This window comes from Nonomuraea sp. NPDC003707 (assembly GCF_053587055.1).
This window is the reverse complement of the sequence record NZ_JBSFNK010000001.1, coordinates 191412-209951: the sequence shown is the minus strand read 5'-3', so window position 1 is coordinate 209951 and position 18540 is coordinate 191412. Positions and strand designations below refer to the sequence as shown.

Annotated in this window: 19 protein-coding genes; 17 read left to right on the top strand and 2 right to left on the bottom strand. The window is 71.0% G+C overall.

The window, feature by feature from the left end:
* Position 1 precedes the first annotated feature (1 nt).
* From frdA to ACWDRB_RS00920, 6 genes are all read left to right on the top strand, one after another.
* Positions 2-1735 (top strand): fumarate reductase (quinol) flavoprotein subunit, encoded by a 1734-nt coding sequence (frdA, locus tag ACWDRB_RS00945; protein ID WP_449891340.1) that lies wholly within the window; start codon positions 2-4, stop codon positions 1733-1735.
* On the top strand, positions 1728-2462 hold the full coding sequence (gene sdhB / locus ACWDRB_RS00940) for a succinate dehydrogenase iron-sulfur subunit (protein ID WP_350722219.1): 735 nt from the start codon (positions 1728-1730) through the stop codon (positions 2460-2462). The genes frdA and sdhB overlap by 8 nt, the downstream gene beginning before the upstream one ends.
* Positions 2459-2842, top strand: coding sequence for a hypothetical protein (locus ACWDRB_RS00935; protein ID WP_449891339.1), 384 nt, complete (start codon positions 2459-2461; stop codon positions 2840-2842). The genes sdhB and ACWDRB_RS00935 overlap by 4 nt, the downstream gene beginning before the upstream one ends.
* Positions 2839-3180, top strand: a complete 342-nt coding sequence (gene frdD / locus ACWDRB_RS00930) for a fumarate reductase subunit FrdD (RefSeq protein WP_449891338.1) — start codon at positions 2839-2841, stop codon at positions 3178-3180. Before ACWDRB_RS00935 ends, frdD begins: the two co-directional genes overlap by 4 nt.
* Before the next feature lie 176 nt (positions 3181-3356).
* Positions 3357-6071: an immune inhibitor A domain-containing protein gene (locus ACWDRB_RS00925; protein WP_449891337.1), complete on the top strand. Its 2715-nt coding sequence runs from the start codon at positions 3357-3359 to the stop codon at positions 6069-6071.
* Positions 6072-6162: 91 nt separating this feature from the next.
* Entirely contained in the window at positions 6163-7101 is a 939-nt protein-coding gene (locus ACWDRB_RS00920) for a diacylglycerol/lipid kinase family protein (RefSeq protein ID WP_364239134.1), read from the top strand.
* 12 nt (positions 7102-7113) lie between these two features.
* On the opposite strand, the gene ACWDRB_RS00915 is transcribed toward ACWDRB_RS00920, so the two are convergent.
* Together ACWDRB_RS00915 and ACWDRB_RS00910 are read right to left on the bottom strand one after the other, a co-directional pair.
* A complete protein-coding gene (locus ACWDRB_RS00915; RefSeq protein ID WP_449891336.1) occupies positions 7114-7878 on the bottom strand; it encodes an SWIM zinc finger family protein in 765 nt (254 codons plus the stop codon).
* Positions 7878-10868, bottom strand: a complete 2991-nt coding sequence (locus ACWDRB_RS00910; RefSeq protein WP_449891335.1) for an SNF2-related protein — start codon at positions 10866-10868, stop codon at positions 7878-7880. Before ACWDRB_RS00910 ends, ACWDRB_RS00915 begins: the two co-directional genes overlap by 1 nt.
* Before the next feature lie 95 nt (positions 10869-10963).
* On the opposite strand from ACWDRB_RS00910, the gene ACWDRB_RS00905 reads away from it, so the two are divergent.
* The 11 genes from ACWDRB_RS00905 to ACWDRB_RS00855 all read left to right on the top strand — a co-directional run bounded on the left by ACWDRB_RS00905 (position 10964) and on the right by ACWDRB_RS00855 (position 18529).
* The gene (locus ACWDRB_RS00905; RefSeq protein WP_449891334.1) at positions 10964-11725 is read left to right on the top strand and encodes a methyltransferase domain-containing protein; all 762 of its coding nucleotides are present in this window, start codon (positions 10964-10966) and stop codon (positions 11723-11725) included.
* A 28-nt stretch (positions 11726-11753) separates the two neighbouring features.
* Positions 11754-11918, top strand: coding sequence for a hypothetical protein (locus ACWDRB_RS00900; protein WP_355194952.1), 165 nt, complete (start codon positions 11754-11756; stop codon positions 11916-11918).
* 63 nt (positions 11919-11981) lie between these two features.
* On the top strand, positions 11982-12362 hold the full coding sequence (locus ACWDRB_RS00895; protein ID WP_355194954.1) for a phage holin family protein: 381 nt from the start codon (positions 11982-11984) through the stop codon (positions 12360-12362).
* Positions 12359-12997: a DUF3618 domain-containing protein gene (locus ACWDRB_RS00890; RefSeq protein ID WP_449891333.1), complete on the top strand. Its 639-nt coding sequence runs from the start codon at positions 12359-12361 to the stop codon at positions 12995-12997. The genes ACWDRB_RS00895 and ACWDRB_RS00890 overlap by 4 nt, the downstream gene beginning before the upstream one ends.
* A gap of 51 nt (positions 12998-13048) precedes the next feature.
* Entirely contained in the window at positions 13049-13471 is a 423-nt protein-coding gene (locus ACWDRB_RS00885; RefSeq protein WP_397365473.1) for a protease inhibitor I42 family protein, read from the top strand.
* Between the two features lie 26 nt (positions 13472-13497).
* Positions 13498-14214, top strand: a complete 717-nt coding sequence (locus tag ACWDRB_RS00880) for a DUF1838 family protein (RefSeq protein ID WP_363965359.1) — start codon at positions 13498-13500, stop codon at positions 14212-14214.
* An 18-nt stretch (positions 14215-14232) separates the two neighbouring features.
* On the top strand, positions 14233-14637 hold the full coding sequence (locus ACWDRB_RS00875) for an HIT family protein (protein WP_449891332.1): 405 nt from the start codon (positions 14233-14235) through the stop codon (positions 14635-14637).
* 21 nt (positions 14638-14658) lie between these two features.
* Positions 14659-15837: a histidine kinase gene (locus tag ACWDRB_RS00870; RefSeq protein ID WP_192786257.1), complete on the top strand. Its 1179-nt coding sequence runs from the start codon at positions 14659-14661 to the stop codon at positions 15835-15837.
* 33 nt (positions 15838-15870) lie between these two features.
* Complete coding sequence (locus tag ACWDRB_RS00865) at positions 15871-16617, top strand: LytR/AlgR family response regulator transcription factor (RefSeq protein WP_350722200.1); 747 nt, start codon at positions 15871-15873, stop codon at positions 16615-16617.
* Positions 16617-17045: a hypothetical protein gene (locus ACWDRB_RS00860; RefSeq protein WP_350722198.1), complete on the top strand. Its 429-nt coding sequence runs from the start codon at positions 16617-16619 to the stop codon at positions 17043-17045. Before ACWDRB_RS00865 ends, ACWDRB_RS00860 begins: the two co-directional genes overlap by 1 nt.
* Complete coding sequence (locus ACWDRB_RS00855; RefSeq protein WP_350722197.1) at positions 17042-18529, top strand: sodium/solute symporter; 1488 nt, start codon at positions 17042-17044, stop codon at positions 18527-18529. The genes ACWDRB_RS00860 and ACWDRB_RS00855 overlap by 4 nt, the downstream gene beginning before the upstream one ends.
* The last annotated feature ends 11 nt before the right edge of the window (positions 18530-18540 follow it).

Here is an 18540-nt window from a genome sequence, read left to right as displayed (position 1 = left end):
AATGATCGACGTGCTCATCGTCGGAGGAGGCGGAGCGGGCCTGCGGGCGGCCGTCGCGGTCGCCGAGAGTGACCCGTCCCTGAAGGTGGCGGTCGTCTCGAAGGTCTATCCGATGCGCAGCCACACCGTCTCCGCCGAGGGCGGCGCCGCCGGGGTGATCGGCGTCGGCGACACGCTCGACGAGCACTGCTACGACACGATCTCCGGCGGTGACTGGCTGTGCGACCAGGACGCCGTCGAGGCGTTCGTGGCCGAGGCGCCCGAGGAGCTGATCCAGCTCGAGCACTGGGGCTGCCCCTGGAGCCGGGAGAGCGACGGGCGCGTGGCGGTCCGCCCGTTCGGCGGCATGAAGAAGATGCGCACCTGGTACGCGGCCGACAAAACGGGCTTCCACCTCTTGCACACCTTGTTCCAAACAACCCTGAAATATCAGGACGTGTTGCGGTACGACGAGTGGTACGTCACCAAGCTCGTCGTCGACGACGGCCGCGTCCACGGCGTCGTGGCCGTCGAGATCAGGACCGGCCGCATCGAGACCATCGCCGCCAGGACCGTCATCCTGGCCACCGGCGGCTGCGGCCGCGTCTTCCCCTTCACCACGAACGCCGCCATCAAGACCGGCGACGGCATGGCCCTGGCCTACCGGGCGGGAGCGCCGCTGAAGGACATGGAGTTCGTCCAGTACCACCCCACGGGCCTGCCGTTCACCGGCATCCTCATCACCGAGGCGGCCAGGGCCGAGGGCGGCTGGCTGATCAACAAGGACGGCTACCGCTACCTGCAGGACTACGACCTCGGCAAGCCCACGCCCACCCCGAAGCTGCGCAGCATGGAGCTGGGCCCGCGCGACCGCCTCTCCCAGGCGTTCGTGCACGAGCAGCAGAAGGGCCGCACGGTGGACACCCCGTACGGCCCGGTCGTCTACCTGGACCTGCGCCACCTGGGCGAGGGCAAGATCGACGCCCGCATCCCGTTCGTGCGCGAGCTGTGCCGCAGCTACCAGAACCTCGACCCGGCCACCGACCTCATCCCGGTGCGCCCGGTCGTGCACTACATGATGGGCGGCGTCCACACCGACATCGACGGCGCCACCCCCGTCGCCGGGCTGTTCGCGGCCGGGGAGACCGCCTGCGTGAGCATCAACGGCGCCAACCGGCTCGGCTCCAACTCGCTGCCCGAGTGCCTGGTCTTCGGCCGCCGGGCCGGGATCGCCGCCGCCGGGTTCGCCAGGTCGCACCGGGACGGCGAGCCGGCCGCCGTGCGGAGCCAGGGGGCCGACGAGCGGCGCCGGTTGGAACGCGTCCGGGAGGGCAGCAGCACCGGTGAGCGGATCGCCGACCTGCGCGAGGAGATGCAGCACACCCTGGAAGGGGCCGCCGGCATCTACCGCACGGGCGACGTGCTCACCAAGGCCGTCGACACGCTCGCGGAGCTGCGCGAGCGCGCCGAGGAGGTCCGCATCGACGACACGAGCACCGCGTTCAACACCGAGCTGATCAACCTGCAGGAGCTGCACACCATGCTGGAGGTCGCGCAGACCATCGTGGCCTGCGCGCTGAACCGGCAGGAGTCGCGCGGCGCGCACCAGCGCACCGACTTCCCGGCCAGGGACGACGCCGCCTACCTCGCGCACTCCCTGGTGCACCGCGCACCCGACGGCACCCCGTCCGTCGGGCTGCTCCCCGTGACGATCACCCGCTGGCCTCCGGGAGAAAGGGTGTACGGACGTGACTGATGGGACGGCGACGATCAGGGTCGAGGTGGCCCGGTACCGGCCCGGCGAGGACGAGGAGCCGGTGTTCCAGGGGTACGACGTGCCGCTCATGGCCGACTGGGCGGTCCTCGACGGCCTCAACCACATCAAGGACCAGCTCGACGGCAGCCTGTCTTACCGCTGGTCGTGCCGGATGGGCGTGTGCGGCTCGTGCGGCATGACCGTCAACGGCGAGCCCAGGCTGACCTGCGGCACCTTCCTCACCGAGTTCGGCGCGGGCCCGATCAGGATCGAGCCGCTGAAGGGCTTCCCGGTCATCAGGGACCTGGTCGTGGACATCGACGGGTTCCTGGCCAAGCTGTCGTCCGTGCGGCCCTGGCTGATCAGGGAGGGCGAGGAGCTGCCGCTGACCGCCGAGTACGCCCAGACGCCCGAGCAGCTGGAGGCGTACAAGCAGTACAGCATGTGCATCAACTGCCTGCTCTGCTACTCGGCCTGCCCCGTCTACGTGCTCGACCCCGACTTCCTCGGCCCGGCCGCCATCGCGCTCGCCCAGCGCTACAACCTGGACTCGCGCGACATGGGCGACCGGTTCGACGTGCTCAACCAGGAGGACGCCGTCTGGGGGTGCACGTTCGTCGGCGAGTGCACACGGGTCTGCCCCAAGCACGTGGACCCGGCCGAGGCCATCCAGCGCTACAAGCTGACCGCCGCCCTGCGTTCGGTCCTGCCGTGGAGCAGGCGATGACGACCGCCTACCGCCCGCCGCGCGACAACCTCTGGTTCGTCCGCACCCGCCACTGTGCGATGTTCGTGCTGCGCGAGCTGACCAGCGTCTTCGTGGCCTGGTCGATCGTCTTCGTGCTGATGTTCGCCGACGCGGTGCGCGGCGGCGCCCTCCAGGAGTTCGCCGAGCTGGCCGCCCGGCCGTGGATGATCGCGATCAACGTGCTCGCGCTGGCCGCGACCGTCTTCCACACGATCACGTTCCTCAACCTCGCCCCCAAGGCCACGGTCGTCCGCCTGGACGGCTGGCGGGTGCCCGCCTGGATGATCCAGGGCGGCAACCACTCGGCCTGGGTGGCGATCTCCCTCCTGATCGCCTACTTCATCCTGAGGTCGCCATGAGACGCACCCTGGAGCCGTACCTGTGGCTGCTCTTCAGCGGCGGGGGAGTGGTGGCGGCGCTCGTGCTGCCGGTGCTCGTGCTGCTCTTCGGGGTGCTCATGCCGCTCGGCGTGGTCGACTGGCCCGCCCCCGAGCAACTGCGCGCGCTGCTCGACCCCGTGCCGGTACGGCTCGCGCTGCTCGGGGTCGCCGTGCTGTGCCTCTTCCACGCCGCGCACCGGATCAGGTTCACCAGCGAGGAGGTGCTCGGCATCGCCAGGTTCGACCTGGTCATCGCGGTGATCTGTTATGGCGGCGCCGTCGCGGGCGGGATCGTGGCGGGGCTCATATTGTTCTGATTCCTTATGCCAACGGTGCGCTAAATGTCCCCCTTTGATCACATTTCAACGACGTACTTTACTATTCGTTGAAACACCCTCTAACGTCCGGCATTGCACACCCCTATGGCCATGCGCCCGGCGACCCCGGGCAGAGAGGGTTCCTGGTGCCCAGCACGAAGCGCTTATTAGCAGCATTGCCGGCGGTCGCCCTTCTCGGCGCCGCCCTGTCCGCGCCCACGGCTCAGGCGGCGTCCGTCGCGAACTACGAGCCCACCGCCGCGGACTACTACATCAACTACGCTTCTCCGGCGGTCGAGAAGGACCGGCAGGAGCCGTCGGTCAACGACAAGAACCAGCGCTCGCTCAGTCCGGCACAGAAGTTCGACCGCAAGTTCACCAGTGGAAACCCGGCAGCCGGCCGCATTCTCGCCGCCCGCGAGAACGAGGCCATCAGGACCGGCCGCAATCCCGCTGAATGGATTTTCAAGAACTCCAAGCAGACCCGCACGGCCAAGCTCCTGACGATCCTCGTCGAGTTCAACGAGCAGGCCAACGACGACTTCTCGGGCTTCAACCGGCCGCGCACGACCGACAGCGAGGCGAACGACTGCGTCGTGGAGCCGCCCGGCACGCTCAAGAACGGGCCGCTCCACAACAACATCCCCAACCCGGCCACGCTGCCGCACAAGGACAACAACTCCTTCTGGGTCAAGGACTTCAGCCCCGCGCACTTCAACAAGATGCTCTACACCGACAAGGGCATCACCGAGCGCGTCCGCCCCGACCTGAAGGACCCGCGCGACGGCAAGCCCGGCATCGACATCTCCGGCTACACGATGAAGAAGATGTACGAGGAGATGTCCAAGGGCGCCTACTCCGTCACCGGCTCGGCGGCCGGCTGGATCAAGGTCCCGCACTCCGAGGCCTGGTATGGCGCCGCGGCCTGCGGCGCTCCTCCGCAGGACATGTCCGGCCACCCCGACAACCCGCGCGGCGCCCAGCAGTTGCCGATCGACGTGGTGGAGAGCCTGGTCAAGGCCCAGCCGAGCTTCCCGTGGGCCGACTACGACGTCGAAGACGTCGCCGACGCCGACGGTGACGGCAACTTCAACGAGCCCGACGGCGTGATCGACCACCTGGTGCTGGTGCACGCCGGCAAGGACAAGTCCTCCGACGGCGGCGCCGAGGGCACGTACGCGATCTGGGCCCACTCCAGCGCGGTCGCCGGCGGCTACAAGATCCCCGGCACCGACAAGAGGATCTCCAACTACATCGTGCAGCCCGAGGACTCCGGCGTCGGCGTCTTCGCCCACGAGTACGGCCACGACCTGGGCCTGCCCGACCTGTACGACACCTCGGGCCAGGCCAGCTCGGCCGTGGACTTCTGGGACCTGATGTCCAGCGGCTCCCACTCCGGCCCGATCTTCCAGTCGATGCCGTCGCACATGGGCCTGTGGGACAAGTGGGTGCTCGGCTGGGCGAACCCGAAGACGTTCAACCCGGGCGACGCCTCCAAGCTCGTCACGGTCGGACAGTCCTCGCGCACGCCGAAGCTCACCGAGGACGGCGTCCGGGTCAACCTGGCCTCCACGCCGCTCAAGATGATCGACGTCCACAGCGGCTCGAACGCCTGGTGGAGCGGTCTCGACCAGGACTGGGCCAACCTCACGGTGACCCGCGACGTGCCCGTCCCCGCCGGGACCGATCTCAAGTTCTGGATGTGGAACAACTACGTGATCGAGCAGGACTGGGACTTCGGCTTCGTCGAGGTCTCGACGGACGGCGGCCAGACCTGGGCCCAGCAGAAGGTCTTCGACGAGGCCGGCGCCGAGGTCAGCACGCCCGACGACTACCCGGACCCGAACAAGAACCTGCACGCGTTCGGCGAGAAGAAGTACGGCCTCACCGGTGACAGCGGCGGCTGGCGGCACGACTACGTCAACCTGACGCCGTTCGCCGGGAAGACGATCAAGCTGCGGATGGCGTACAACACCGACGCCGCCTTCCAGGAGCGCGGCTGGCACGCCGACGACTTCCAGCTCACCAACGGCGGCACGGCCGTGTGGAGCGACGACGTCGAGGGCGGCGACAACGGGTGGAAGGCCGTCGGCGGCACGTTCACCAACACCAGCGGCACCGGCTGGACCCGCAACAACGGCAGTCGCGAGATCTCCCGGTTCTACCTGGCCGAGTGGCGCAACTTCGACGGCTTCGACAACGGCCTGCAGTACACCTACGACACCGACTACCTCCGCGACGGGGCGTGGAAGGTGCAGAAGCTGAAGTACAACGCGCCGGGCCTGCTGGTGTGGTACCGCGACTCGACGTTCATCAACAACAACGTCGCCGGCACCCTGAGGCTCCCGCCGAGCCTCGGTCCCAAGGGCAGCCTGCTGGTCGTGGACTCGCACTTCGACCCGCTGCGCCGCACCGGGACCGCGGCCGAGAAGGACCCGACGCTGCAGAAGAACCTCCAGGGACGCGTCCAGTCGTCCAACGCCGCGTTCGGGTTCGGCAAGACGTACCCGTTCAAGGAGTGCCTGGAGGCGGCGGACGAGCCGTTCAGCGCGTACTGCACGGACCTGCCCGCGCTGAAGGGCGTCCCGGCCTTCACCGACGCGAAGACCTGGTTCCCGGGCCTTGAGGCGATCGGCAACGGTCTCTACTACCGTGACTCCGACGCCTCGGTGGTCGTGCCGTCGAAGGGCGACCAGACGTACAGCACTCGCGTGGTGCACCAGGACGGCACCCCCGCCACGGAGCTGTACGGCCAGGTGGCCGCCGGCTCGGTGCTCGGCACCGGCAACCCCGGTGACGAGGGCAAGGCGCTGGGCGTGCAGTTCAAGCTGGTGAGCCCGCTGCCGGGCAACCTGGGCGCCATCGTCCAGGTCGTCCCGCCGAAGAAGTAACGATCAAGAAGGCCGCCGGGGTGTCCCGGCGGCCTTCCGCGTGCCGGCGGCCGACCATAGGCAGCGCGGTCTGCGCCTACCATTGGTGACCATGAGCGAATTGCGCACCAAAGACGAGCACACCGAGGCGATCCGGAGAGATCGCAAGGTGGCAGTGGTGGTGAACACTCGCTCGCGCCGCGGCCGCCGCCACTATTTCGAGGTGATCGAGCAGATCCACAACCTCGGCTTCGAGCCGCTGGTGGAGCTGTCGGTCTACAACCCCAAGCGGCTGCGCGAGCTGCTCGACGCGGCCCTGGCCACCGAGCCCGACCTGCTCGTCGTGGGCGGCGGCGACGGCACGCTCTCCTCGGCCGTGCGCCATGTGGCCCACCGCGACGTGGCGCTCGGGGTGCTCCCGCTGGGCACCACCAACAACTTCGCCCGCAGCCTCGGCCTGCCGCTCGACCTGGCGGGGGCGATCAGGGTGTTCGCCGAGGGCAAGGTGGCCGACATCGACCTGGGGATGGCCGACGACCGGCCGTTCGCCAACCTGGCCAGCTTCGGGGTGTCCGTCGAGGTGGCGGGCAAGGTCAAGCCGTGGCTCAAGCGCATCGTGGGGCGCCCGGCCTACCCGCTGACCGCCCTGACGATCCTGCCGGGGCACACGCCGTTCCGCGCGTACATCACGGTCGAGGGGCAGCGCCACGAGCTGCTCACCCACCAGCTCAACATCGCCAACGGCCGCTTCCACGGCGGCTGGCAGGTGGCCAAGGACATCAGCATCGACAACGGCATGCTGGTGGCCTACCAGCTCGGTTCGGGCAAGAAGCTGCGCCTGCTCGGCGAGACGCTGATCAGGGCGACCACCGGACGGTGGCGCAGCATGGCCGGCGGGCCGTTCGTGGTGGGGCGGGAGATGCTGCTGGAGACCGACCCGCCGATGGCGGCCGACGTGGACGGCGAGGTACGGCTGCGCACCCCGATCCGGCTGCGCGTGGTCCCCAACGGCGTGCGCGTGATGGTGCCCGCCTCTTTCGAGGACCGCTGACCACCCGGGGCCTCAGGAGTCGGCGAGCCGCCGGTACGCCGGGGTGAGCGCGCGGGCCAGGTCGGCGGGCGGCGGGAAGACGCGCAGGAGCAGGTCCGGAGCGGCGGCCGCGGGGCGGCGCTCTGGCCGGTGCGCCGTGGCGCCGGGCGCGTAGAAGTCGGCCAGCCGGTCGGCGAACGGCACGTCCCGCACCTCCAGCCTGGGCGCGTCCTCCGCCAGCGAGCCGAGCAGCTGCTCCCGGGTCCGGCCGCGCCAGGCCAGCACCAGGAACGGGTCGTCGTCGAACGACTCGGCCAGCAGGTAGAGCACCGCCGACAGGTGCTTGCACGGGAATCCCCAGTCGGGGCACGAGCAGTCCATGTCGAGATCGCGCGGGAACAGGTCGATCCCGAGCGCCGCGAACAGCTCCTCGATCTCCGGCGGCATCTCTCCCGCCAGCAGCTTGGCCCGGTGGACGGCCTGCTCGGCGATCGCCTCCTCGATGACGGCCCAGCGCCGCTCGTCGTACGCCTCGATCCTGACCACGATCGCGTACGGCTCCCGCCGCGAGCCCTGGACGGCGGCCCTGACCTCGCCGGGGGACAGGTCGATCGACAGGACCTGGCCCTGGCGCGCGTAGGAGCGGCCCCGCGAGAGCCGGCCCTTGTCGCAGACGCGCTCCAGGATGTCGATGAAACGCCTGGACCACCACGTGGAGCCGATGGTCCCGCGCTGGGTGCGGGCCCTGATGCCGCCCTCGACCTTGATCGGCCTGGTGGCCTGGAACCAGTCCGGCACTATCCGCCCACCCCCTCCGCCGTGAGCCTGAACACCTCGCGCAGCTCCTCCGTCGACAGGTCGGTCAGCCAGTCCTCCCCGGTGCCGACCACCCGCTCGGCCAGGGCCTTCTTGCGCTCGATCATCTGGTCGACGCGCTCCTCGAGGGTGCCCGCGCAGATGAGCTTGCGCACCTGCACGTTCTTGCGCTGCCCGATGCGGAACGCCCGGTCGGTGGCCTGGTCCTCGACGGCCGGGTTCCACCAGCGGTCCACGTGGACGACGTGGTTGGCGGCGGTCAGGTTGAGCCCGACCCCGGCCGCCTTGAGCGACAGCACGAACAGCATCGGCTCCTCGTCGTTCTGGAACCGGTCGACCAGGCGGTCGCGGGTCTTCTTCGGCAGGCCGCCGTGCAGCCACAGGACCGTGGTGTCGAGCCGCTGGGCGAGGTACGGCTGCAGCATGGTGCCGAACTCCGCATATTGCGTGAAAAGCAGGGCTTTTTCGCCTTCGGCCAGGATTTCTTCGGACAGCTGCTCCAGCCGGGTGAGCTTGCCGGACCGGCCCGCCAGGCGGGAGCCGTCCTTGAGCAGGTGGGCCGGGTGGTTGCAGACCTGCTTCAGCTTGGCCATGGTGGCCAGGACCAGGCCGCGCCGCTCGATGCCCTCGCTGTCGTCGATCTTGGCCAGCATGTCGTCCACGACCGCCTGGTAGAGCGTGGCCTGCTCCGTGGTGAGCGGGCACCACTCCTTGACCTCCAGCTTCTCCGGCAGGTCCGAGATGATCGACTTGTCGGTCTTGACGCGGCGCAGGATGAACGGGCCCGTCGCCCGCTTCAGCGCCCGCGCGGCCTGCTCGTCCTGCTGGGCCTCGATGGGCTCCTGGAAGCGGGTCCTGAACCGCGAACGCGGCCCCAGCAGCCCCGGGTTGGCGAACTCCATGATCGACCAGAGCTCGGCCAGGTGGTTCTCGACCGGGGTGCCCGTGAGGGCGAGCCGGCCGCCGGCGGGGATCGAGCGCACGGCCTGGGCCTGGAGCGTGCCGCTGTTCTTGATCGCCTGCGCCTCGTCGCACACGACCCTGCGCCACTCGTGCCGCTTGAGCGTCTCGAGGTCGCGATGGGCGGTGCCGTACGTGGTGATCACCAGATCGGCGGCGGGGATCAGCGCCGCGTCGCGCCCGCTGCCGTGGTGCACGTAGACGCGCAGGCCGGGCGCGAACCTGGCGGCCTCCCGCTGCCAGTTGCCGACCAGGGACGTCGGGCAGACGAGCAACGTGGGCGCGCCGGCCCGCTCGTGGACGAGCAGGGCCAGCGTGGTGATCGTCTTGCCCAGCCCCATGTCGTCGGCCAGGACGCCGCCCAGGCCCAGCTCCGACAGGAAGCTGAGCCACGCCAGGCCGCGCTCCTGGTAGGGCCTGAGCGTGGCGTCCAGCCCCGCGGGGGTCGCGATGGGCGTCAGCCGCCGCTCGGCCTGGCCGGACAGCAGGTCGCCGAGCACGCCGTCGGCGTCGATCTCCAGCAGCGGCAGCTCGGCGTCGTCCTCCTGCACCACGTGACGCAGGAGGTCGGCGGCGCTCGCCTCCCCCGTACGGGCGCCCTCCACGGCCCTGAGCGCGGCCTTGAGCTGCCGGTCGTCCAGCTCCACCCACTGGCCGCGCACCCGGACCAGCGGCACCTTCAGCCGGGCCAGCTCGGCCAGCTCCGCCTCGCTGATCGTCTCGTCGCCCAGCGCCAGGTCGATGCGGAAGTCGACCAGCTCCCGCATGCCGAACCCCTGCCCGGTGGCCGCCGTCTGCGCCTTGGCCCTGGTGGTCAGCTTCAGTCCCAGCCTCGTACGCCCGGCCCAGCGGGGCAGCTGCACCCCGAACCCGGCCGCCTGCAGCAGGGGCGCGGCCTGCCGCAGGAACCCGAACGCGCCGGCCGTGTCCAGCGCCAGCTCGCTCGGCGTGGGCCCGCGCAGGGCGCGGTCGAGCTCCGGGTAGAGCCGGACGGCCCGGCCCAGCCCGGCCAGCAGGTCGCGTTCGGGCCTGCCGGGCAGCCCCGTCACCGTCTCGCCGGTCCAGACGTGGGCCGCGGGGACGTACAGGCTGGGGTCGTCGGCGGCCTGCAGCGCCAGCTCGACCCGCCAGTCCTCGGTGTCGGCGGGCTCCAGCAGCCGGAAGCACACCCGGGTCGCGCCCTCGGCCGACGCGACGCTCTCGTGCCACCGCTCCAGCTCCTCGCGCAGCCCGGGCACGTCGGGGCACTGCGGCGCGGCGCCGGTCAGGGCCGCCAGCCAGCGTTCGTGCAGCGTCCTGGGCCGGGCGACCAGAGGCTCGATGAGGGTCTGGCGGACGAGGGCGTCGGCGAACGTCTCAAGGGCGTCGAGCAGGACGCCGGCGGACGGCCGCTCGACCTGGGAGGTACGGCACGCGGGCGGCATGGCCAGCGCCAGCTCCCGGAAGTAGCCGGCGTCGGCCCCGGTCACCACCGGCCGCCACACGGCCCGCGCGTCGGCCTCCGGCACGGCCCACATGGCCATCGAGTCCTCGGGGGAGTCCTCGGGCTCGCGGTCGCGGCTCGTGGGCGAGGGGACGAGCTGCGGGATGACGCGGCCCCGGCGTACGAGGTCGCGGGCGAAGGCCGCCACGGCGGCCCAGTGGCGCATGGTCGCGGTGCCGGTGTGCCCGTCCAGAACGTGCAGGGCCTCCGAGACGGGCGGTACCACGGCGGGCACCTGCCAGAGGCGCAGCCGCGGCCGGGTTGTCTCCGCGAGCCGGCCGGTCTCCGGCGAGGGCAGCGGCTCCTTGGCTGAGCCGGGCAGGAGCAGCTCCAGCGTCCGTGACGGCGGGTCGTCGAGGCCGAGCGTGGCGGCGACGCCGGACGCGGAGGAGGCGAACGGGTGGGGCGCGGGCCCCGTCGGATGGCGCTGCGGCCGGCGCGGGGCGGCCCCGGGGGACGCGTCGCCGGCCTCGGCGATCTCCGCCCAGAAGGCGAGCCCGCCGGCCGCCCAGACCCCGTGTACCAGCACCCCGGCAGGCTACCGCGTCGGCGCCTCCCCGCCGCCGCGCCCGCGGCCGGGGGCCCGCGAGGAGGGGAAGATCGGGTCCGCCTAGGATCCTGCACATGAGGTTCTCAGGGGCAGAGGGCAGGTGGGCGGCCCGGTTGGGGGCGCTGCGGGACATCGTCCGGCAGGACCTCGTCACCCGCCAGCTCGCCGCGCACCTCCCCAAGACCCCCTGCCGCATCCTCGACGTGGGCTCCGGCCAGGGCACGCAGGCGCTCAGGATGGCCGCCAGGGGCCACCACGTCACCGCCCTCGACGCCTCCCGCGACCTCCTCCGCCTCCTGGAGGCCGGGATCCAGCCGGGCATGAGCATCCGGACGGTCCAGGCCGAGGCAGGGCGGCTGCGGGAGCTGTTCGGGCCGGGGAGTTTCGACATCGTCCTGTGCCACGGCGTGCTGATGTACTTCGACGACCCCGACCCGCTGCTCGCCGACCTCGCCCGCCTTCTCGCGCCAGGCGGCCGGCTGTCGCTCCTCGTGCGCAACGGCGACGCCCTCGCCATGCGCAACGGGCTCATGGGCGACTGGGCGGGGGCGCTGCAGGCGTTCGAGGGCACCGGTTACGTCAACCGGCTCGGCGTCCCAGCCAGGGCCGACCGGCTCGACGAGCTCACGCGGCGGCTGGCCGTACAGGGGCTGGAGGTGCCGCAGTGGTACGGCGTGCGGGTGTTCTGCGACGCCGCGCCGGACGGAGCGCCCGTCCCCGAGGAAATTGACGAAATTCTGGCGGTGGAGGAACGCGCGGGCCGGACCGACCCCTACCGGAGGGTGGCGGCGCTAATCCACCTCATCTGCGCAAGAGGTGAGGAAAGGCTTATATAAGCCCCACCTGAAGTTGTAGCATATTGGTATGAACCCTCCCGGATCGTGGTGTGAGCGGCCCAAGCCGCAGGCTCCCTCGTGCGAGCTCCCCTCTCCGTGGAGCAAGCCCAAGCAGCCGGACAATTGGTGCGAAGTGCAGAAAGACCCGGTGCTGTCGGCCCTCGGATTTCTGCTCAAGGTCGCCAAGCGGTAAAACCGCATGATAGAAGGCCGTTTGTTTGGGTAGTCGCCTTCCTCAGCGGAGGAGGCGAGCGTTGTGAACGACACCCACAAGCTGGTCAACGACCTCTCCGAGCAGTTCTCCAGGCTCGTGAGGGACGAATTCCGCCTGGCGAAGATGGAGCTGGCGGAAAAAGGCAAGCGCGCGGGCTTCGGAGCGGGGCTGTTCGGCGCGGCGGGAATGGCCGCGTTCTTCGGCGGCGCCGCACTCGTGACCACCGTCATTCTGCTGCTGGCCCTGGTCCTGCCGGCGTGGGCCGCCGCCGCCATCGTGGCGGGCCTGCTCTTCGTCATCGCCGCGCTGCTCGGCCTTGTCGGTAAGGGCCAGGTGCGACGCGCCGGGTCGCCGGTCCCGTCGGAGACCCTCGCGAGCGTCAGGGCCGACATCGACATGGTCAAGGAGAGGGCGCGGCGATGAGCGAGACCGACCCTGGATACAGCGAGCAATATGCCGGAAACGTCGGCGCCCGGAGGCAGACCGTGGGCACGCCGACCGAATGGGAGTCCATCAACGTGCCGCCGACCAGGCCGGGCGCGGCCGAGAACGCCCGGCGGGTGGAGCAGGAGCGGATGGCACACGAGACATTCGCCCCCGAACCCCCCTACGACGACGAGCGTGCCCAGGCCCTGGAACGCGAGTGGGCCGAGGCGGAGTCGCCGCGTCATCACCACCACAGCAGGACGCACCACACGCGTGAGACGGCACGCGGGACAGGTCACCACGAGGAGGGCAACGTGCGCAAAGAGATCGAGGAAACCCGCAGGGAGCTGGGCGAGACCGTCGGGGCGCTGGCGGCCAAGGCCGACGTCAAGGCCAGGGCCGCCCATGTGGCCGAGACCGCCAAGGACAGGGCCGCGGGCATGGCCGGATCCGTCAAGGAGAAGGCGTCCGAGGTGGCGGGCAAGGTTCGCGAGGGCACGCCGCACCAGGTGAAGGACGCCGCCGGGCAGGCGCGCAAGCGGCCCGTGCTGCTCGTCGCCGCGGCCGGCGCCGTGATCGCCTTCGTCGTCCGCCGCATGATGCTGCGGCGCAACCGCCACACGCACCGGTAGAAGGGGACGGGTACGGCCGGCGCCCGCACGGGCAGATACCCTGCCGTGGTGATGCGTCGAACGATCGCCGCCGCCACGCTCGCCCTGCTGGCGGCCGGGTGCGGCGGAGGCTCAGCGGTGAGCGACTTCGGCACGGTGGTCAAGGGCGCCAAGGGCACCACCGTGCCCGTCGAGCTGCGCCCCGGCCAGCGCTTCTCGCTGGCCGTCGCCGACAACCCGTCGGTGGGCGACGAGTGGAAGCTGGTCGCCGTGCCGGACCCGAAGGTCGCCTCGTTCATCAGCGAGGAGCACAAGACCGAGGGCGGCGGGGTCGGCGCCGGAGGCACGACCTACTTCGTCTTCAACAGCAAGCGCCCGGGCACGACGGAGATCAAACTGTACGACTGCTGGCGGTGCGGCCAGGCCACGACGCCACCGGACGAGCAGAGCAGGCAGCAGTCGGGCGAGGCCGTCTTCACCGTATCGGTCAAGTAGAGCGCCGCCCGGTTACTGTGGGGATCATGGATTTCATCCGGGTGCGCGCCTCCTCCGACGGCGCGGAGACCATCTCCTATTGGACCGGCGACGTGTACGGCTGGCAGGACGACGGCGGGCCGCACCACCTGTTCGGGTTCGAGGGGCTGAACGTGGCCAGGGCGGTCGAGGCCGACGGCGGCTGGCAGCTGCTGACCAGGGAGGCCGCCCTCTACCTCGACCCGAAGACGAGGGAGGTGCTCGACACCTGGGACAACCCGCTCACGGAGCGGACGGTCGAGGTGCAGCACGTCTTCAACGACCCGGTCAACCAGCGGCTCGGCGCCTACCCGGTGCCGACGACCCGCCTGGGCGACCAGGTGGTCTACAACATCGACATCCGCCTGGCCTACCCCTCGCCCCTGAAGGTCGCCGACTACCCCGACAACTCGGCGAACGACACCTACCGCGCGATGGAGCTGTTCCAGTTCTTCGCCTCGGCCAAGGACCTGGACTCGGGCGTGCCGGACGTGCCGTGCGTGTTCTCGTGGTGCCGGGTCTCGCCGTGGCTGCCGTGGATGGCGATGGGGCAGCGCGCGGGCGGGCTGGTCTACCACTGCCGGGGCGCCAAGGTGGCCGAGGTGCCGCAGCGGCTGCGCGAGCGGGTGGGCGAGCACTTCCTGCACGCCCCCGCCGAGTGGTCGGCGCCCAACGTGACGAGCTGGACGGCCTTCGCCGAGCGGGCGGGGCGGCCCCGCGGATGAGGCGGATAGGGTCGGGCGGTGAGCACTGACCTGTTCTGCGAGATCATCGCGGGTGAGCGATCGGCGACCATGGTCCACTCCGACGAGGTCGCGGTCTCGTTCCTGGACGTCCGGCCGGTCTTCAAGGGGCACGTGCTGGTGGTGCCGAGGATCCACGTGGAGACGCTCGCCGACCTGACCGACGTGGGGCCGTTCTTCGAGCGGGTGCAGGCGGTTGCCCGGGCGGTGGAGGAGGGGCTGCAGGTCGCCGGCACGTTCGTGGCCATGAACAACCGCGTCAGCCAGAGCGTGCCCCACCTGCACGTGCACATCGTGCCGCGCAACAGGAAGGACGGGCTGCGCGGCTTCTTCTGGCCGCGCACCGCGTACGACTCCACCGAGGAGGCGGAGTCGTACGCGGACCTGATAGCGAAGGCTCTGTGAGCGAAGCTAGGCTCTGGCGGCGTGGAGTACGTGGTGGGCGTCGCCGTGGTCGCGGTGCTCGTGAGCGTGCCCGCGATCGTGCTCTGGCGGGTCATGCGGGGCCGTCGCGAGCTGGGCACCAGCCCGGCGGAGCGGGCCACGTTCGAGACCCTGCACACCGCCTCGCTGGCCGGTCCGCCGCTGCGGGCCGGGCTGACCGCCGACGGCGCCGAGCGGGCCTCGCGGCACCTGCGCGCGCTGCTCGGCTCGGCCGCGCTGGCCATCACCGACGGTGAGCGGCTGCTCGTCTACGACGGCGCCGGCGAGCACCACGCCGACCAGGCGTTCGAGCACGCGGCGGCCACCTTGAAGGACGGCCGCACCCAGGTGCTGACCATCGACTGCGAGCTGCTCGAATGCCCGATCCGCCAGGCCGTGGTGGTGCCGCTCACCACCGACGACCGGGTCGTGGGCGCCCTGGCCGCCTACGGGCAGGACGCCTCCGCCGGCCTGGTCAGGGCCGCGCAGGAGGTGGCCGGGTGGGTGGACTCGCAACTCGAGCTGGCCGAGCTGGACCGCTCGCGCACGCTGCTCATGGAGGCCGAGGTACGCGCGCTGCGGGCGCAGATCTCCCCGCACTTCATCTACAACTCGCTCACCACGATCGCCTCCTTCGTGCGCACCGACCCGGAGCGGGCCAGGGAGCTGCTGCTGGAGTTCGCCGACTTCACCCGCTACTCCTTCCGCCGGCACGGCGAGTTCACCACGCTCGCCGAGGAGCTGCGCTCGATCGACCGCTACCTGATCCTGGAGCGGGCCAGGTTCGGCGACCAGCTCCAGGTGACGCTCCGGATCGCGCCCGAGGTGCTGCCGGTCGCGGTGCCGTTCCTGTGCCTGCAGCCGCTCGTCGAGAACGCCGTCAGGCACGGCCTGGAGAGCCGCAACGGCGTCGGCCGCATCACGATCATCGCCGAGGACGCCGGGGCGGAGTGCCGCATCAGCGTCGAGGACGACGGGCTCGGCATGGACCCCGACCGGCTGCGCCGCATCCTCGCAGGTGACATCGCCCCCACGGGCGGCGTCGGGCTGGCGAACGTGGACGAACGGCTGCGCCAGGTCTACGGCGACGAGTACGGCCTCGTGGTCGAGACCGCCCAGGGAGCGGGCACCAAGGTCAACATCAGGTTGCCGAAATATCACCCAGGTGTCTCTGCCCGTTGACCTCGATCTTTCTTGTCGGTTTTATCACTGTCTATGGCGCAACTACGGGTCCTCGCGGTCGATGACGAGCTGCCTGCCCTCGAAGACCTGTCGTACCTGCTGCGTGCCGACCCCCGCATCGGCGAGGTGGCCACCGCCAGGGACGGCGCGGCGGCGCTGCGGCTGCTCGACCGCGCCATCGCCGACGGCCGGCCGATCGACGCGGTCTTCCTCGACATCCGGATGCGCGGGCTCGACGGCGTGGTGCTGGGGCGGCTGCTGTCGCAGTTCGCGAACCCGCCCCGGGTGGTGTTCGTGACGGCGTACGAGGAGCACGCCGTGGACGCGTTCGAGATCAAGGCCGAGGACTACCTGCTCAAACCGGTACGCCCGGAGCGGCTGGCGGAGGCGATCCGGCGGGTGGCGGTCTCGGCCGACGTGCCCGCGGAGGCGGGGGAGACCGACACCATCCCGGTCGAACTGGGCGGGGTGACGCGGTTCGTGTCCAGCGCCGACGTGATCTACGTCGAGGCGCACGGGGACTACGCGCGGCTGCACACGGCGACGGGCAGCCATCTGGTGCGCATCCCGCTGGCCACCCTGGAGGAGCGGTGGGCCTCGGCCGGGTTCGTCCGCGTGCACCGGAGCCATCTGGTGGCCGTCAAGCACATCGAGGAGTTGCACATCGACTCGGGCAAGTGCACGGTGCGGGTGGGGGACACCGAACTGCCGGTCAGCCGCCGCCACACGCGCGAGCTGCGCGACCTGCTGGTGCGCAGAGCCAGAAAGGCGAGGTCGTGATGAGCCCTGAACCGCGTCCCGGGCGCCGGGCCCCGCTGCCCCGCGCCGAGGCGTCCCGGCGCGAGACCCTGCGCCGGGTGGCCGTGATGAGCCCGCGTACGGCCGCCGCGCGCCGGCCCCGCTACCCGGCCACCCGGGAGATCGACGAGCAGACCAGGCTCGGCGAGGTCTACATGCGCTCGTTCCTGCGCACCCAGGTCCGGCTGGCGCTGTTCGTCTGCACGGTGCTGGCGTGCGTGGTCGGCGGGCTGCCGCTGCTGTTCCTGCTCATCCCCGAGCTGCGCTCGGTCCACCTGCTCGGCGTCCCGCTCCCGTGGGCGGTGCTCGCCGGGCTCATCTACCCCGCCTTCGTCATCGGCGCCTGGCTGTACGTGCGCCAGGCCGAGCGCAACGAACGCCACTTCGCCGAACTGGTCAAGCGCCGATGAGCCTTACGGCGGTCCTGATCGTGGTGGTGGCGGCCGTGCTGATCGGGGCGTTCGGGATCAGGGTCTCCCGCACCACCTCCGACTTCTACGTCGCCTCCCGCACCGTCAGCCCGCTCTGGAACGCCTCGGCCATCGGCGGCGAGTACCTGTCGGCGGCCTCGTTCCTGGGCATAGCCGGGCTCATCCTGTCGTTCGGCGTGGACATGCTCTGGCTGCCCGTCGGCTGGACCGGCGGCTACCTGGTGCTGCTCGTGCTGGTGTCGGCGCCGCTGCGGCGCTCGGGGGCGTACACGCTGCCGGACTTCGCCGAGGCCAGGCTGGAGTCGATGGCCGTGCGCCGCACCGCGAGCGTGCTCGTCGTGCTGATCGGCTGGTTCTACCTGATGCCGCAGTTCCAGAGCGCGGGCCTGGTGCTGCGGGAGATCACCGGCGCGCCCGTGTGGGTGGGCGGCCTGCTGGTCGCGGTCGTCGTGGCGGTGAACGTGCTGTCCGGCGGCATGCGGTCGATCACGTTCGTGCAGGCGTTCCAGTACTGGCTCAAGCTGACGGCGCTGGCCCTGCCGCTGGTGTTCCTGCTGATGGCGTGGAAGGCCGACGGCGCGCCCGCGGTCGGCCCGCAGGACGCGGCCACCTGGCAGGTGCCGCTGGCCGGGGGCAAGGAGTACGGGCTGTACTCGACGTACTCCTTGATCCTGGCCACGTTCCTGGGCACCATGGGGCTGCCGCACGTACTGGTGCGCTTCTACACCAACCCGGACGGCCGGGCCGCCCGCCGCACGACGCTGGTGGTGCTGTCGCTGCTCGGGGCCTTCTACCTGATGCCCGCCGTGTACGGCTGGCTCGGCCGCCTCTACGCGCCCGACCTGGTCCGCACGGACACGGTTGTCCTGACGCTGCCCGCGCGGATGGTCGGCGGCACGCTGGGCGAGCTGCTGACGGCGCTGGTGACGGCGGGGGCGTTCGCCGCGTTCCTGTCCACGTCGTCGGGGCTGACCGTGTCCGTGGCTGGGGTGATCGCGCAGGACCTGCTCAAGGGCAGCGTGCGCTCGTTCAGGATCGCCACGCTGATGGCGGTCGCGGTGCCGCTGGCCCTGGCGCTGTGGGCGCGGGCGCTGCCGGTGGCGGACGTGGTGGGGCTGGCGTTCGCGGTGGCGGCCTCGTCGTTCTGCCCGCTGCTCGTGCTGGGCATCTGGTGGCGCCGCCTGTCGACCACGGGGGCGCTGGCCGGGCTGTTCGTGGGCGGCGGGCTCGCGTGCGCGGCCGTGCTCGTCACGATCGTCGCCGGTCCGTACGACGGGCCCGCCGGCGCCTTGCTGGGCCAGCCGGCGGCGTGGACGGTGCCGATCGCGTTCGCGGTGATGGTGTCAGTGTCCTTCCTGACCCCGCACCGCGTGCCGCCCGGGGTCGCCAGGACCATGGTCAGGCTGCACACCCCGGAGGACCTCGACCTCGACCGCGGCGACTGGCGCCCCCGCTCGTCGTGATCCCACCAGTG

Coding starts and splice junctions, on each gene's coding strand:
- frdA (WP_449891340.1), top strand. CDS start 2: ATGATCGACGTGCTCATCGTCGGAGGAGGCGGAGCGGGCCTGCGGGCG.
- ACWDRB_RS00935 (WP_449891339.1), top strand. CDS start 2,459: ATGACGACCGCCTACCGCCCGCCGCGCGACAACCTCTGGTTCGTCCGC.
- frdD (WP_449891338.1), top strand. CDS start 2,839: ATGAGACGCACCCTGGAGCCGTACCTGTGGCTGCTCTTCAGCGGCGGG.
- ACWDRB_RS00920 (WP_364239134.1), top strand. CDS start 6,163: ATGAGCGAATTGCGCACCAAAGACGAGCACACCGAGGCGATCCGGAGA.
- ACWDRB_RS00905 (WP_449891334.1), top strand. CDS start 10,964: ATGAGGTTCTCAGGGGCAGAGGGCAGGTGGGCGGCCCGGTTGGGGGCG.
- ACWDRB_RS00900 (WP_355194952.1), top strand. CDS start 11,754: ATGAACCCTCCCGGATCGTGGTGTGAGCGGCCCAAGCCGCAGGCTCCC.
- ACWDRB_RS00890 (WP_449891333.1), top strand. CDS start 12,359: ATGAGCGAGACCGACCCTGGATACAGCGAGCAATATGCCGGAAACGTC.
- ACWDRB_RS00885 (WP_397365473.1), top strand. CDS start 13,049: ATGCGTCGAACGATCGCCGCCGCCACGCTCGCCCTGCTGGCGGCCGGG.
- ACWDRB_RS00880 (WP_363965359.1), top strand. CDS start 13,498: ATGGATTTCATCCGGGTGCGCGCCTCCTCCGACGGCGCGGAGACCATC.
- ACWDRB_RS00865 (WP_350722200.1), top strand. CDS start 15,871: ATGGCGCAACTACGGGTCCTCGCGGTCGATGACGAGCTGCCTGCCCTC.
- ACWDRB_RS00860 (WP_350722198.1), top strand. CDS start 16,617: ATGAGCCCTGAACCGCGTCCCGGGCGCCGGGCCCCGCTGCCCCGCGCC.
- ACWDRB_RS00855 (WP_350722197.1), top strand. CDS start 17,042: ATGAGCCTTACGGCGGTCCTGATCGTGGTGGTGGCGGCCGTGCTGATC.